The following is a 14,800-nucleotide window of genomic DNA, read 5'->3' as shown; positions in this document are numbered from 1 at the left end:
CCGGGCGTCATGGAGTCCCGCCGAGGTGGAACGATGAACCCATGACCGCGACCCCTTCCTTCCCCCGGATCAGTGCGCGAATTTCCGGGATCACCGAGTCCGCGACCCTCGCCGTGGACGCCAAGGCCAAGGCCCTGCAGGCGGCCGGGCGGCCCGTGATCGGCTTCGGCGCGGGCGAGCCGGACTTCCCGACGCCGGCTTCCATCGTCGAGGCGGCCGTCGCCGCGTGCTCCGACCCGCGTAATCACAAGTACAGCCCCGCGGGCGGCCTGCCCGAGCTCAAGGAGGCGATCGCGGCCAAGACGCTGCGTGACTCCGGGTACTCGGTCTCCGCGTCGCAGGTCCTGGTGACGAACGGCGGCAAGCAGGCGGTCTACGCCGCGTTCGCGACCCTGCTCGACCCGGGCGACGAGGTGCTGCTCCCGGCCCCGTTCTGGACCACGTACCCCGAGGCCATTCGCCTGGCCGGCGGCCTGCCGGTCGAGATCGTGGCCGACGAGACCCAGAACTACCTGGTGACGGTCGACCAGCTCGAGGCCGCGCGCACGTCGCGCTCGAAGGTGCTGCTGTTCTGCTCGCCGTCGAACCCGACCGGCGCCGTGTACAGCCCCGAGCAGGTCCGCGAGATCGGCCGCTGGGCCCTCGAGCACGGCATGTGGGTCGTCACCGACGAGATCTACGAGCACCTGATCTACGGCGACGCGAAGTTCTCCTCGATCCCGGTCGAGGTGCCCGAGCTCGCCGACCGGTGCGTGGTGCTGAACGGCGTCGCGAAGACGTACGCGATGACCGGCTGGCGCGTGGGCTGGCTGATCGGGCCGGCGGACGTGGTCAAGGGCGCGACGAACCTGCAGTCGCACGCCACCTCGAACGTGGCGAACGTCTCGCAGCGGGCCGCCCTCGCGGCGGTCACCGGGGACCTGTCCGCGGTCGCGCAGATGCGCGAGGCCTTCGACCGCCGCCGCCAGACGATGGTGCGGATGCTCTCGGAGATCCCCGGGGTGACCTGCCCCGAGCCGCTGGGTGCGTTCTACGCCTACCCGTCGGTCGCCGGGGTCCTCGGCAAGGAGATCCGGGGCCAGCGGCCGTCGACGACGACCGAGCTCGCCGAACTGATCCTCACCGAGGCCGAGGTGGCCGTGGTGCCGGGCGAGGCCTTCGGGACGCCGGGCTACCTGCGGCTGTCGTACGCGCTCGGCGACGACGACCTGGTCGAGGGCGTCTCCCGGATCGCCAAGCTGCTGAGCGAGGCGAGCGCCTGACGACCGCTCCGGCGGGGCGGCGGGACCTGCGGACGCTGCCCAAGGCGCATCTGCACCTGCACTTCACCGGGTCGATGCGGCACGCCACGCTGCTCGACCTGGCCGCGCTCCACGGCCTCCGGCTGCCGGACCAGCTCCGGCGCCGGGAGCCGTTGGAGCTCGAGGCGACCGACCAGCGGGGCTGGTTCCGCTTCCAGCGGCTCTACGACGCCGCCCGGGCAGCCGTGCAGACCGAGGACGACATCCGGCGCCTCGTGCTGGAGGCGGCGCAGGACGACGCCGCCGAGGGCTCCGGCTGGCTGGAGCTCCAGGTCGACCCGTCGACCTACGCGCGGCACCTGGGCGGCCTGACGCCGACCGTCGAGCTGATCCTCGACGCCGTCCGGGACGCCGCGGCCGCGACCGGGGTGGGGATCGGGTTGATCCTCGCGGCCAACCGCACCCGGCACCCGTTCGACGCCCGCACGCTGGCCCGGCTCGCGGCGCGCTACGTCGACGCCGGCGTCGTCGGCTTCGGGCTGTCCAACGACGAGCGCCGCGGCCGGGCGGCGGACTTCGACCGGGCCTTCGAGATCGCCCGTGGCGCCGGACTGGCCGCCGTCCCGCACGGCGGGGAGCTCGGTGGTCCAGCGGAGGTGCGGGACTGCCTGCGGGCCCTGCGCGCGCACCGGATCGGGCACGGGGTGCGCGCCGTCGAGGACCCGGCGCTGCTCGAGGAGCTCGCCGCGGCCCGGATCACCCTGGAGGTGTGCCCGGCGTCCAACGTCGCGCTCGGCGTCGCCGACGACGCGGCCGCGGTGCCCGTCCGCACGCTGATGACCGCGGACGTCCCCATCGCCCTCGGCGCCGACGACCCGCTGCTGTTCGGGTCCCGGCTCGTCGACCAGTACCGAATCGCCCGCGACGTCCACGGCTGCACCGACGCCGAACTCGCCGACCTCGCCCGGCACTCCGTCGAGGGCTCCCTCGCCCCGGAGGAGACCAAGTACCGCCTCCGCGGCCGCATCGCCGCCTGGCTCGCCGAGCCCCCGCCCCCCGTGCAGTGGAGATGACATCTCCACTGCAGACCGCCCCCTGCACTGGAGATGTCATCTCCACTGCAGGTCGGCTGTGCACTGGAGATGTCATCTCCAGTGCAGGGGTCAGAGGGTGTGGCCGACCAGGACGGGCTCGTGGTGGAGCTCGATGCCGAAGCGGTCGAGGACGCCGGCGCGGACGGCGCGGGCGAGGGTCAGCAGGTCCGCCGCGGACGCGCCGCCGCGGTTGGTCAGCGCCAGCGTGTGCTTGGTCGAGAGGGTCGCGCGGCCGCCGGTGAGCTCGGCGCCGAAGCCCTTGGAGAACCCCGCGTGCTCGATCAGCCAGGCCGCGGAGGTTTTCACCAGGCCGTCGCCTGCCGGGTAGCGCGGGGCGTCGTCCGGAAGCGCGGCGCCCGCCACCGCGGAGGTCAGGATCGGGTTGGTGAAGAACGAGCCGGCGCTCCACGTGTCGTGGTCGTCGGGGTCGAGCACCATGCCCTTGGACCGGCGCAGGCCCAGGACCGCGGCGCGGACGTCGGCGACCGGCGCGGTGCCGCCGACCTCGACCCCGAGGGTGCGGGCGAGCTCGGCGTAGCGCACCGGCGCACCCGTGCCGCCCGCGGTGAGGCGGAACTCCACCGCGGTGACGACGAAGCGGGACGTCCGCTTGAACAGGCTGTCCCGGTACGCGAAGCCGCAGTCCGCGGGGGCGAAGCGGCGCTCGGTGCCGGTCTCCCGGTCGAAGGTCCGGACCGCGGTGATCACGTCGGCGACCTCCTGGCCGTAGGCGCCGACGTTCTGGATCGGGGTGGCCCCCACGCTGCCCGGGATGCCCGACAGGGCCTCGATCCCGGCCCAGCCCTGCTCGACCGTGTACTCGACGAGGGCGTCCCAGTTCGCGCCGGCCTCGACAAGAACGTCGACGCTGTCGTCGGAGCCGTCGTCCGCTCCCCCACTGACCGCCAGGCCGTCCCCGACCATCCGGGCGACGGTCCCGGCGAAACCGTCGTCGGTGACCAGCAGGTTCGACCCGCCGCCGAGCACCATCACCGGCTCGTCGCCGGCCTCGGCGAACAGGGCCGCGAGTTCGTCCACGCCCGCCACGTCGACCAGCCGCGCAATCGGACCACCGACGCGGAAGGTGGTGAGCTCGGCGAAGCTGGTCACGGCAGCCGGACGGTGGCGATCGCCTTCGCCAGCACGGTCGCGCCGTCGTAGGTGGCCTTGATCGTCACCTTGACCAGGTTGTCGTCGAGCTTCTCGGTCACCGCGGCGCTGACCTCGACGGTCGCGCCCTCCTCCGCGTCCGTCACCGGGACGGGGCGGGTGAACCGGACGCCGAACTCGGTGAGGGCGCCGGGGTCGCCGGTCCAGTCGGTGACGACGCGGACGACCGTGCCCATCGTGAGCATCCCGTGGGCGATGACGTTCGGCAGGCCGACCTCGGTGGCGATCCGCTCGTTCCAGTGGATCGGGTTGAAGTCGCCGGAGGCGCCGGCGTAGCGCACCAGGTCGGCGCGGCGGAACGTGAAGCTCCGCGTCGGCAGCTCCGTGCCCTTCTCCACGCTCGCCCAGGTGGGGGCGCTCATGCCGACTCCCCCCGGCAGACCAGCGTCGAGGTCGAGGTCACGACGTGCTCGCCCGCCTCGGTCGCGGACACGCAGTCGACGGTGAGGACGTCGTTGCCGGCCAGGTGCTTCACGGCCCGGATCTCGACGGTCGTGACGAGCCGGTCGCCCGGGCGCAGCGGCCGGGCGTAGCGGAAGTTCTGGTCGCCGTGGACGACGTTCTGCAGCTCGATGCCGAGGTCCGCGAGCACGGCGAAGGCGCCGTCGAGCGCGAAGACGATCGGGAACGTCGGGGGCGCGAGAACGTCCGGGTAGCCCAGGGCCTGGGCGGCCTCCGGGTCGCGGAAGACCGGGGACGGGTCACCGATCGCGTCGGCGAACTCCCGGATCTTCTCCCGGCCCACCTCGTACGGGCGGCTGGGCGGATAGGTACGACCGACGAGCGAGGGGTCGACGGGCATGACGGCGAGCGGCGCGCCGAGCGGCTAGCGGGTCTCGCGGTGCAGGGTGTGCCGGCGCTCGCGCGGGCAGTACTTCTTCATCTCGAGCCGGTCGGGGTCGTTCCGCCGGTTCTTCTTGGTGATGTAGTTGCGCTCCTTGCACTCCGTGCAGGCCAAAGTGATCTTCGGCCGGATGTCCTGCGACTTGCTCGCCACGGTCGTGCCTCTCTACGTCTGCTCGCGCGATCTATTGCGCAACTACTTGCGTCCGGTAGCGGTGACCGGACTTGAACCGGTGACACAGCGATTATGAGCCGCTTGCTCTACCAACTGAGCTACACCGCCGCTGCTGCCGGGCGTCCCACCGAGGGAACAACCAGCTCAGAGCCCCTTTACGGAATCGAACCGTAGACCTTCTCCTTACCATGGAGACGCTCTGCCGACTGAGCTAAAGGGGCAAGGCTCGTAGAGGTTACACGCTCCGAGGGCGTGCTCCCCAATCGGTTCCCACGGTACGTCTCACGGCCGTTCACGAAGCACCCGGGACCGCCCCCGGACCACTGGTCCGAGCGGGTGGCGGTGAGCCACGACACCGCCGGGCAGTGCTCACGATTCGCCCAAACCGCCGACGCGGACCGGCGCGGTCCTGCTGAGGTGGCGGAGTGACGGCGGGGGTGCAGACGGCGGTGTCGACCGCGCGACGGACGCGCGTGCACCTCGACGACGCCGGCCCGCTGCCGATGCGCGGGGTGCTCGCGGCGGTCGCGGACTCCGCGGCGGCGCTCGGGCTCGGCGGGTTCGCCCGCACCGACGCCTACGGTCTGACCGTCGAGATCGAGGGCCCGGCCGAGCAGGTCGCGCACTTCCTGGCGCGGATCGCCGGCGGCCCGCTCGGCGCCTGCTGGTCGCCCGGGGGTGAGCTCGCTCCGCTCGGCGCGACCGAGTTCGCGGTCCTCGCGGTCTCGGCCCAGCGAACCGCGGCGACCGCCCACCGCGGGTCCGACGTGGCCCTGTGCCCGACGTGCGTGGACGCCCTGTTCGACAAGACCTCGCCGCACTTCCTCGACCCCACCGTCGGCTGCTCGGTGTGCCGGCGCGGCGACGTCGGCGCGGGTGCGGCGGCACCCCGCAGTGAGCTGCGCCTGACCGACCCCGCCGGCCGCCCGATCGAGGGCGTCCCGCTGCGCAGCGCGATGGCGCTGCTGCTGGTCGGGGGCCGGATCGTCGCCACGCTGGACGCCGACCGCACCCGGCTCTACGCCGACGCCACCCGGCCCGCCGCGGTCGCCGCGCTGACGGCCGCGGCGGGGCCCGCCGGCAGCGTCGTCGCGCTGTGCCCGGACCTGGAGTGGGCGCGCCGGCTCGCCGTCGTCGACGACGACGAGGCCGCGGCGCTGGCGTCACGCCGCAGCCCCGTCCTGCTGCTGGAGCCGCACCTGGTCGGGCCGGCCCGCGACCTGGTCCCGACCGGCGGCCCCCTGCCGGTGACCTTGCCGGGCTGCGGGCTCACCCACCTCCTGGCCCGGGCGGCGGCCCGGCCCCTGGCCTATCTGGACCGTCCGGCGGGCGCCGACCCCGGCCCGGCCGTGGGCATCCTCTTCGCAGAACCGGTCATCTGACTCCAGAGGGGTCGGTAGCGCCGCGTAGCGACCGGTAACAGTGCGTAGCGATCTGTAGCGGCCCGGGGCAAGTCGGGACATCGGCCATTCGGCCCCTCAAGTGGGCCTGACCAGGCGCCGAATTTCCCCGCGATAGGTACGGGAGGCCAGCTCCCGTGATCCCCCCGGGCCACTCCCGAGGGGTTGTCCTCATCGCGTCGCCCGCCCGCGGCCCATCCCACCTGGAGCCTGTAATGACGCACGCCCACGCGGAGTCGCCCGTCGACTCGCAGCCCGCCGGGAGCCTTCTCGGCGACCTGGCCCGCTTCGTCGGCCTGGTCACGCTCACGCTCGCCCTCGTCGTCGGCGCCCTGATCGGGCTCGGCGGCACCTCGCAGGCCGCCCCGAAGTCGAACGCTTCGGTCAACTCGGCCAGCGTCAAGGTCCTGCGCAGCTCGGTGATCCACCTGACGAACGTCGCCCGCAAGTCGCACGGCTGCCGCCCGCTCAAGCACAACAGCAAGCTGCAGAAGGCCGCCCAGCGGCACGCGAACGACATGAGCAAGAAGCGCTACTTCTCCCACAACTCGGCCAACGGCACGGTGTGGTGGAAGCGGATCATGAAGGCCGGCTACAAGGACCCCGCCGGCGAGAACATCGCGCGCGGCTTCTCCTCGACCAGCGCCGTCGTCCGCGCCTGGCTGAACTCCCCGAGCCACCGGAAGAACATCATGAACTGCCAGTTCCGCACGATCGGGATCGGCTTCAACACGAACGGTGACTACTGGGTCCAGGACTTCGGTTACTGACCGGCCCCGGCCGACCCCGGCCGATCATGGCCGCAGCATCGTCGGTAAGCACCTCAGCGGAGCGCCGCCCCACGGGGCGGCGCTCGCTGCGTTGACCGCTCAGGTGGCACCGTCTCCCGAAAGCGCACTCCAGCACCCCGAAACGCCCCGCCGACGGTGCTTCCTGATCCCGAAAGCGCACCACAGCACCCCGGCACGCCCGGACCGGGTGCCACCTCCACCCCCTGCGCAGATCGGCACCGACCCACCCGACGGCACCCGTGCCTATCTGCGCACTCTGCGCACTCTGCGCACTCTGCGCACTCTGCCACTCTGCGCCCGCCACCCCGGAGCGGCCGGGGCCCGCCGGGGCGGCCGGGGCGGCCGGGCGCGTGCGGGGGCGGTGCCGGCGCGCGTTTTAGCCGGCCCGGCGGGTCCCCACCGGGCGTCCGTGTGGGTGACGGCACAGAGATCCGATGTCCGGTTTGAGGCGTTAAGCACAGCGCACATCGTCAAGCGCCGCCTAAGTTTCGGACCTTCTCCCCGGAACGACGCACCCATCGCCCTTCACTTGACCTGCAGGAACGCGTTCCGAACAGGTCCGGAGGGGACGGGGAGGTCCCCGCTCGGGCGCTGACGGTTCCCGGGGGACGCCGAATCGCCACGCCCGGGACCTGAAACGTTCGTACGCATTCCGGCGATTGATCCATATGGGTTACTCCGGCGCGCCGGGGGGCTCCCAGCCGAGGAGAGGCGCGCGCCGCGGGATCGGCGCCGCCACCCACACCGACTGGCAACGGAGGACACGCAGGTCATGGGCACGACGAGCGGGCACCGGCGGATCCTCGGGATCACGCCGTTCGCTGCGCCCGACGCTGCCCTGGCGGTCGCGGTCGCCCGCGCCGGTGCCACTGGCGTCCTCGACCTCGGGGCGGACCGCGAGACCGCGCTGACCGCCCTCGCCGAGGCCACCTCGTGGTGGCGCGGCCCGCTCGGTGTCCGCGTCGGCGCCGCCTGCCCGCTCACCCCCGCGGACCTGCCGGCCACCGTGAACCTGGTCGTGCTCGCGGCCGACGCGCCCTGGAGCCTCGAGGCCGCGGCCGGCGCCGGCCGCTCGGTGCTGGTCGAGGTCGGCTCCGTCGCCGCCGCCCGCACCGCCGTCGCCGCCGGCGCGACCCGCCTGCTCGCCCGCGGCTCCGAGTCCGGGGTCAGCGGCGAGGCCAGCGCCTTCGTCCTGCTCCAGCTCCTGCTCGCCGCCGACCTGCGCACGGCGTCCGGCGCGGCGCCCGAGATCTGGCTGGCCGGCGGGATCGGCCCACACACCGCGGCCGCCACGATCGCCGGTGGGGCCACCGGGGTCGTCCTCGACTCCCAGCTCGCGCTCGCCCGCGAGTGCGAGCTGCCGCGCGAGGTCGCGGCCGCCGTCCGCGCGATGGACGGCACCGAGACCGCGGTGGTCGGTGGGCACCGCATCTACACCCGTCCCGACCTGACGCGGCCCGACGCGGAGGGCTTGGCGAGCCGGCTCGGCGCGACGCTGGCCGCCCTCCCCGTCGGCCAGGACGGTGCGCTGGCGCGGCCGCTGGCCGACAAGCACGTCACCGCCGGCGGGATCGTCGCCGCCGTCGCCGCCCAGATCGAGTCCTCGATCCCCGCCGCCGTGGCCACCACCAAGCGCGCGGACTGGGCCCCCCGGGTCGTCCAGGGCCCGATGACCCGCGTGTCCGACCAGGCCGCCTTCGCGCAGGCCGTCGCCGAGCAGGGCGGGCTCCCCTTCCTCGCCCTCGCGCTCATGACCGGCGAGGACGCCCGGGCCCTGCTGGTCGAGACCGCCGAGCTGCTCGGCGACCTCCCCTGGGGCGTCGGCATCCTCGGTTTCGTCCCGGACGAGGTCCGGGGCGCCCAGCTCGAGGCCGTCCACGAGGTGGGCCCGAAGTACGCGCTGATCGCCGGTGGCCGGCCGGCGCAGGCCGCCCCGCTGGAGGCGGCCGGGATCACCACGTTCCTCCACGTCCCCTCCCCCGCGCTCCTCGATCGCTTCCTCGCCGAGGGCGCGCGCCGCTTCGTGTTCGAGGGCTCGGAGTGCGGCGGCCACGTGGGGCCGCGTGCGAGCTTCCCGCTCTGGGACGACCAGATCCGCCACCTGCTCGCGTACGGCGAGCAGCACCACTGCCTCGAGGAACTCGACGTCCTGTTCGCCGGCGGCATCCATGACGCCCGCTCGGCGGCGATGGTGGCCGCGGCCGCCGCACCGATCACCGCCGCGGGTGGCCGCGTCGGCGTTCTCATGGGCACCGCATACCTGTTCACCGCCGAGGCGGTCAGCGCGGGCGCGATCGGCCCGGCGTTCCAGCGGGCCGCGATCGCGTGCGACTCGACCGTCCTGCTCGAGACCGCCCCCGGGCACGCCACCCGCTGCGCGCCCACGGCGTTCGTCGACACCTTCGCCTCGATGCGCGAGGCGATGCTCGCCGCCGGCACGCCGCGCGAGCAGGTCTGGGCCGAGCTGGAGAAGCTCAACGTCGGCCGGCTCCGGATCGCGAGCAAGGGCATCCGACGTGAGGGCAACGCGCTCATCCCCGTCGACGAGAACACCCAGGCCCGTGACGGCATGGTGATGATCGGCGACGTCGCGCGGCTGCGGTCGTCGGTGACCACGGTGGCCGAGCTGCACGCGTCGGTGACGAGCGGCGCGGCGGAGTTCCTGGCCGCCCGGGCCGCCGAGCTCGACCTCACCCCGGGCAGCGACGGCGACGCCGGGCTCGACATCGCGATCGTCGGCATGGCGGGCGTCTTCCCGCAGGCCGCCGAGCTCGCCGAGTTCTGGGCGCACGTGCTCGCGAACCACGACGCGATCACCGAGGTGCCGGCCGAGCGCTGGGACCCGAAGACCTTTTACGAGGGCGACGGCGGCACGGGCTCCACCTCCAAGTGGGGCGGCTTCCTGCCCGACGTCCCGTTCGACGCGCTCACGTACGGCATCCCGCCGCAGGCGCTCGCCTCGATCGAGCCGGTGCAGCTGCTGGCCCTCGAAGTCGCCGCCCGCGCGCTGCGCGACGCCGGCTACGCCACCGCGAACGCCGCGGGTCGCGAGTTCGACCGCGAGCGGACCGGCGTCATCTTCGGCGCCGAGCCCGGCACCGACCTGTCGGCCGCCTACAGCTTCCGTGCGCTGTACCCGCAGTTCCACGGTGAGATGCCGGCCGAGCTCGACGCGCTGCTGCCGAAGCTGACCGAGGACTCGTTCCCCGGCGCGCTGGCCAACGTCATTTCCGGCCGCATCGCCAACCGCCTGGACCTCGGCGGCGCCAACTACACCGTCGACGCCGCGTGCGCCTCGGCGCTGGCCGCGCTCGAGGTCGCGTGCATGCAGCTGCGCGGCGGCGGCGCGGACATGGTGTTGGCCGGCGGCGCGGACATCCACAACGGCATCCAGGACTACCTGCAGTTCGCCTCGGTCGGCGCGCTGTCGAAGACCGGGCACTGCAAGCCCTTCGACGCGAACGCCGACGGCATCGCGCTCGGTGAGGGCGTGGCCGCCGTCGTGCTCAAGCGCCGCGTCGACGCCGAGCGCGACGGCGACCGGATCTACGCGGTCATCTCCGGCATCGGCTCCTCCTCCGACGGCAAGTCGCTCGGCCTGACCGCCCCGCGGCCCGAGGGCCAGCGCCGTGCGCTGGAGCGGGCGTACGCGCAGGCGGGCGTCTCCCCGGCCGACGTCGGCCTGGTCGAGGCCCACGGCACCGGCACCGTCGTCGGCGACCGCACCGAGCTCACCGTCCTGTCCGAGGTCTTTTCCGAGGCCGGCGCCGCGCCGGCGTCGTGCGCGCTCGGGTCGGTGAAGTCCCAGATCGGGCACACCAAGTGCACCGCGGGCCTCGCCGGTGTGATCAAGGCCTCGCTCGCGCTGCACACCGGCGTCCTCCCGCCGACCGGGCAGCTCACCACCCCGAACCCCGCCTGGGTCGCGGGCGAGAACCCGTTCGTCTTCGACACGAAGCCGCGCCCGTGGCCGGCCGACCGGCCGCGCGTCGCCGGCGTCAGCGCCTTCGGCTTCGGCGGGACGAACTTCCACACGGTCCTGTCCGGGTACACGAACGGACCGGCGCCGCGATCGGGTCTGGACCAGTGGCCGGCCGAGCTGTTCGTCGCCCGCGGCGCAACCCGGGCCGAGGCCGTCGCGGCGCTCGACGAGCTCGTCGCCCTCTGCGCGGCCAACGACGGCGCGGGCCGCCCGTGGCGCCTGCGTGACCTGGCCCGGACCTTCGACGACTCCTCCGCCGGCGCGGTGCAGGTCGCGTTCGTCGCCACCGACCTCGACGACCTCGCGGCGAAGATCCCCGCCGCGAAGGCGTTCACCGCCGGCCCCGCGGTCTTCGTCGCCGACGGCGAGAAGGCCGGGGAGCCCGCCGGCGAGGTCGCCTTCCTCTTCCCGGGGCAGGGCAGCCAGCGCCCGGGCATGCTCGCCGACCTGTTCACCGCGTTCCCGCGCCTGCAGGACCTGCTCGAGATCGGCGCCCGCTGGGTGCCGACGATGTTCCCGCCCGCCGCGTTCGACGACGCGACCCGGGACGCCCAGCGCGCGGCGCTGACCGACACCCGCGTCGCGCAGCCGGCGCTCGGCATCGCGGACCTCGCGATGTTCCGGACGCTGCGCGCGCTCGGCCTGACGCCGGATCACCTCGCCGGCCACTCCTACGGTGAGCTCGTCGCCCTCTGCGTGGCCGGCGCCATCAGCCCGGCCGACCTGCTGGAGATCTCCGCCGCGCGCGGCGAGGCGATCCTCGCCGCGGCCGGGGGCGACCCCGGCACGATGGCCGCGGTCTCCGCCGGCGAGGCGGCCATCCGCGCCACGCTCAACGGGCAGATGAGCTCGGGCGGCCCTCACGGCGGAGTCGTCGTCGCGAACCTGAACTCCCCCGACCAGACGGTGATCTCCGGCCCGACGGCTGCGGTCGACTCCGCGGTGACCGCGCTGAAGGACGGCGGCATCACCGCGCAGCGGATCCCGGTCGCGTGCGCGTTCCACTCCCCGCTCGTCGCCGACGCCTCGCGGACGCTCGAGGCTGAGCTGATGCGTCGTTCGATCGGTTCGCCGCACCTGCCGGTGTGGGCCAACGCGACCGCCGCCCCGTACCCGCTCGGGTCGTCCGCGGTGCGCGAACTGCTCGCGGAGCAGGTCGCCTCGCCGGTCCGCTTTACCGAGCAGATCGAGGCGATGTACGCCGCCGGCGCCCGCGTCTTCGTCGAGTGCGGCCCGGGCCGCGTGCTGACCGGCCTGGTGGGCGCGATCCTCGGCGACCGCCCGCACGTCGCGATCGCGACCGACGCTCCCGGCAAGCACGGCGTGACCGCCCTGCTCACCGCGCTGGGCCGCCTGTCCGCCGCCGGTGTCACCGTCGACACCACGGCCCTGTACGCCGGACGCGATACCGCCGTCGTGTCCGCCCAGGACGTCCCGCGCCGGCCCGGGTGGGTCGTCAACGGACACCTGGTCCGCACCGCCGAAGGGAAGCCCGTGGCCAACGGCCTCCAGCCGGCTCAGCGCGTCGAGATCTCGGCCGCCACCCCGGTTACGCCCGCCCAGGGGACGCCCGCGCCCGCCGCGCCGGTCTCTCCCGCTGCTGTTGCCGCCCCCGCCGACGGCCGCGAGGCCGTCGTGCTCGAATTCCTCCGCGCCGGCCGCGAGATGATCGCGGCCCAGCGTGACGTCGTGCTCGGTTTCCTCGGTTCGGCCCCCGCCCCCGTGGCGCCGGCCGTTCCGGGGGCCCAGCCGGCTCCGGTTGCGCAGCCGGTGGCTGCGACGGCTCCCACCGTGGAGACCGTCGCCCCCGCGCCGATCGTCGAGCCGGCTCCGGTCGTCGCTCCGGCTCCGGCACCCGCCGAGCCGGTCGTCGTCGCCGAGCCGGCCCCCGCGCCGGTCGCCGCGCCCGCGGACCTCAGCACCGAGCTCACGGCCGACCGGGTCCTCGCCGTCCTGACCGAGCTGATTGCCGAGCGCACCGGCTACCCCGCCGAGATGCTCGGCGCCGACCTCGACCTCGAGGCCGACCTGTCGATCGCCTCCCTCAAGCGCACTGAGATCCTCGGTCTCCTCGCCGACCGCCTCCCCGAGGCCGGCCTCGACGAGGACGCCCAGGCCAAGCTCTCCCGCATCCGCACGATGGCCGGGATGGTCGCCGCGATCGTCGAGACCGCCCCGGCTGCACCCGCGGCGGCGCCGGCTCCGGTTGCTCCGGCCGCGCCGGCTCCCACGCCGGCTCCGGCCGCGGTGGTCGCCCCCGCCGCGGGCCTCACCGCCGAGCGCGTGCAGAGCGTCCTCACCGACCTGATCGCCGAGCGGACCGGGTACCCGACCGAGATGCTCGACGTCGACCTCGACCTCGAGGCCGACCTGTCGATCGCCTCCCTCAAGCGCACCGAGATCCTGGGGCTCCTCGCCGACCGCCTCCCCGAGGCCGGCCTCGACGAGGACGCCCAGGCCAAGCTCTCCCGGCTACGCACCATGCGCGCGATGGTCGACGCGATCGTCGGCGACGCGGCTCCGGTGGCGCCTCCGACCGCGGCTCCGGTCGTGGTGGCCGCGCCGGTCACTCCCGACACCCCGGCCGACGCCCCGGCCGAGCGCGAGCCCGTCCGGCGCTACCGGCTGGAGCTCGTCCCCACGACGCCGCTGACGGCGGACGGCACCCTGCACGGCCGTCACGTCACGATGGTCGGTGGTGGGCTCGGCATCGGCATCGAGCTGGCCGACGCGCTGACCGCACGGGGCGCGACCGTCCGGACCGTCTCCACGGACCCGGACACCGAGCTCGGGGACGTCGACATCCTCGTCCACCTCGGGGCCGCCGGACCGAGCGAGCCGCCGTCGCTGCCGGACGCGTTCGCGGTCCTGCGCCACGCCGTCCTCGGCGGTGCGCGCCAGCTGCTCGTCGTCACCGGCACCGGTGGCCGCATGGGCCACCGCACCGCCACCGACGCCCCGCCGCGCTCGGACGCCCCGGCGGGCATGGGTCTGGCCGGCCTGGTCCGCACGATCGCCCGCGAGTACCCGCACGTCTCGTGTCGGGCGCTCGACATCGACCCGAAGGAGACGGCGGAGCTGCTGACCTCCCGCCTCGTCGCCGAGCTGGTGCACCCGGCCGGCCCCGAGGTCGTCGGGTACGCCGAGGGTGTCCGCTCGACGCTGTCGCTGACGGCGGCGCCGCTGGAGGTCGAGGCCCTGCCGTCCGCCGCCCAGCTCGGGCTCACGCCCGGCGCGGTCGTCCTGCTGACCGGCGGCGCGCGCGGCATCACGGCGCGGACCGCGGCCGGTTTGGCCGGCGTCGCCGGGTGCCACATCGTGCTCTGGGGCCGCAGCCCGCTGCCGGCCGCGGAGGAGGGCCCGGCGACCGCGGGTGCGACCGACGAGGCCGCGTTGCGCCGGGCGCTGATCGCGTCGGGCGTCACCGTCCCGGCGCAGGTCGAGCGTGAGGTCGCCCGCGTGCTGGCGGAGCGCGAGATCCGCGCGACGATGACGGCGCTGCAGTCGGTGGCCGCGTCGGTGACGTACTCCGCGGTCGACGTCCGCGACGCCGCCGCCGTTTCGGACGGCATCGCCGAGGTGATGGCCCGTCACGGCCGCATCGACGGGGTCGTGCACGGGGCCGGCGTCCTCGACGACCGCCTGATCGCCGACAAGTCCGCGGACGGGTTCGCCCGCGTCTGGGAGACCAAGGTCGACGGCGCCCGCGCGCTGGCGTCCGCCCTCCCGGCCGAGCTGAAGTTCCTGGTGCTCTTCGGCAGCGTCTCGGGTGTCTTCGGCAACCGCGGTCAGTGCGACTACGCCGCGGCGAACGACGCGCTGGACTGCCTGGCTCGCGCGTGGGAGACCCGCTTCACCGGACGGGTCGTCAGCGTCGACTGGGGCCCCTGGCTCCCGACCGGCACCGCCGGCGACGGCATGGTGTCGGCGGAACTGCTGCGCAGCTACGCCCGGCAGGGCGTCGGCGCGATCCACCCGGAGGACGGCGTGAACGCGCTGCTCCGTGAGCTCGCGCACGGCGAGGGCCCCCAGGTGGTGTACGTGTGTGCCGAACCGGCGGCTTTCGACGTAGCGTTCAGTGGTGGGCTCGGGGGCTAGCACGAC

At 74.3% G+C, this 14,800-nt stretch carries 9 protein-coding genes and 2 tRNA genes; 5 read left to right on the top strand and 6 right to left on the bottom strand.

The window, feature by feature from the left end:
• The first annotated feature begins 41 nt into the window (after nt 1-41).
• Entirely contained in the window at nt 42-1,262 is a 1,221-nt protein-coding gene (locus tag SPOPO_RS0114270; protein WP_019875513.1) for a pyridoxal phosphate-dependent aminotransferase, read from the top strand.
• 26 nt (nt 1,263-1,288) lie between these two features.
• On the top strand, nt 1,289-2,314 hold the full coding sequence (locus tag SPOPO_RS0114265; RefSeq protein ID WP_425424157.1) for an adenosine deaminase: 1,026 nt from the start codon (nt 1,289-1,291) through the stop codon (nt 2,312-2,314).
• Nucleotides 2,315-2,404: 90 nt separating this feature from the next.
• On the opposite strand, the gene SPOPO_RS0114260 is transcribed toward SPOPO_RS0114265, so the two are convergent.
• The 6 genes from SPOPO_RS0114260 to SPOPO_RS0114235 form a co-directional block, all read right to left on the bottom strand.
• On the bottom strand, nt 2,405-3,445 hold the full coding sequence (locus tag SPOPO_RS0114260) for a UDP-N-acetylmuramate dehydrogenase (protein ID WP_019875511.1): 1,041 nt from the start codon (nt 3,443-3,445) through the stop codon (nt 2,405-2,407).
• Nucleotides 3,442-3,867, bottom strand: coding sequence for a MaoC family dehydratase (locus tag SPOPO_RS35205; RefSeq protein WP_019875510.1), 426 nt, complete (start codon nt 3,865-3,867; stop codon nt 3,442-3,444). The genes SPOPO_RS0114260 and SPOPO_RS35205 overlap by 4 nt, the downstream gene beginning before the upstream one ends.
• Nucleotides 3,864-4,307, bottom strand: a complete 444-nt coding sequence (locus SPOPO_RS0114250; protein ID WP_019875509.1) for a MaoC family dehydratase N-terminal domain-containing protein — start codon at nt 4,305-4,307, stop codon at nt 3,864-3,866. The genes SPOPO_RS35205 and SPOPO_RS0114250 overlap by 4 nt, the downstream gene beginning before the upstream one ends.
• A 24-nt stretch (nt 4,308-4,331) precedes the next feature.
• A complete protein-coding gene (gene rpmG / locus SPOPO_RS0114245; RefSeq protein ID WP_019875508.1) occupies nt 4,332-4,502 on the bottom strand; it encodes a 50S ribosomal protein L33 in 171 nt (56 codons plus the stop codon).
• A gap of 56 nt (nt 4,503-4,558) precedes the next feature.
• Nucleotides 4,559-4,631, bottom strand: a tRNA-Met gene (locus tag SPOPO_RS0114240).
• Nucleotides 4,632-4,671: 40 nt separating this feature from the next.
• Nucleotides 4,672-4,744, bottom strand: a tRNA-Thr gene (locus SPOPO_RS0114235).
• 204 nt (nt 4,745-4,948) lie between these two features.
• On the opposite strand from SPOPO_RS0114235, the gene SPOPO_RS0114230 reads away from it, so the two are divergent.
• The 3 genes from SPOPO_RS0114230 (at nt 4,949) to SPOPO_RS0114220 (ending at nt 14,794) form a co-directional block, all read left to right on the top strand.
• Nucleotides 4,949-5,905, top strand: a complete 957-nt coding sequence (locus SPOPO_RS0114230) for a carbamoyltransferase HypF (RefSeq protein ID WP_033385050.1) — start codon at nt 4,949-4,951, stop codon at nt 5,903-5,905.
• A gap of 233 nt (nt 5,906-6,138) precedes the next feature.
• Nucleotides 6,139-6,693, top strand: a complete 555-nt coding sequence (locus SPOPO_RS0114225; RefSeq protein ID WP_051098366.1) for a CAP domain-containing protein — start codon at nt 6,139-6,141, stop codon at nt 6,691-6,693.
• Nucleotides 6,694-7,486: 793 nt separating this feature from the next.
• On the top strand, nt 7,487-14,794 hold the full coding sequence (locus SPOPO_RS0114220; RefSeq protein ID WP_019875506.1) for a type I polyketide synthase: 7,308 nt from the start codon (nt 7,487-7,489) through the stop codon (nt 14,792-14,794).
• The last annotated feature ends 6 nt before the right edge of the window (nt 14,795-14,800 follow it).

Origin of the sequence: Sporichthya polymorpha DSM 43042, from assembly GCF_000384115.1 — a bacterium.
In the GTDB taxonomy this organism is placed as follows: Bacteria; Actinomycetota; Actinomycetes; order Sporichthyales; family Sporichthyaceae; genus Sporichthya; species Sporichthya polymorpha.
This window is presented reverse-complemented; position numbering and strand designations above follow the sequence as displayed.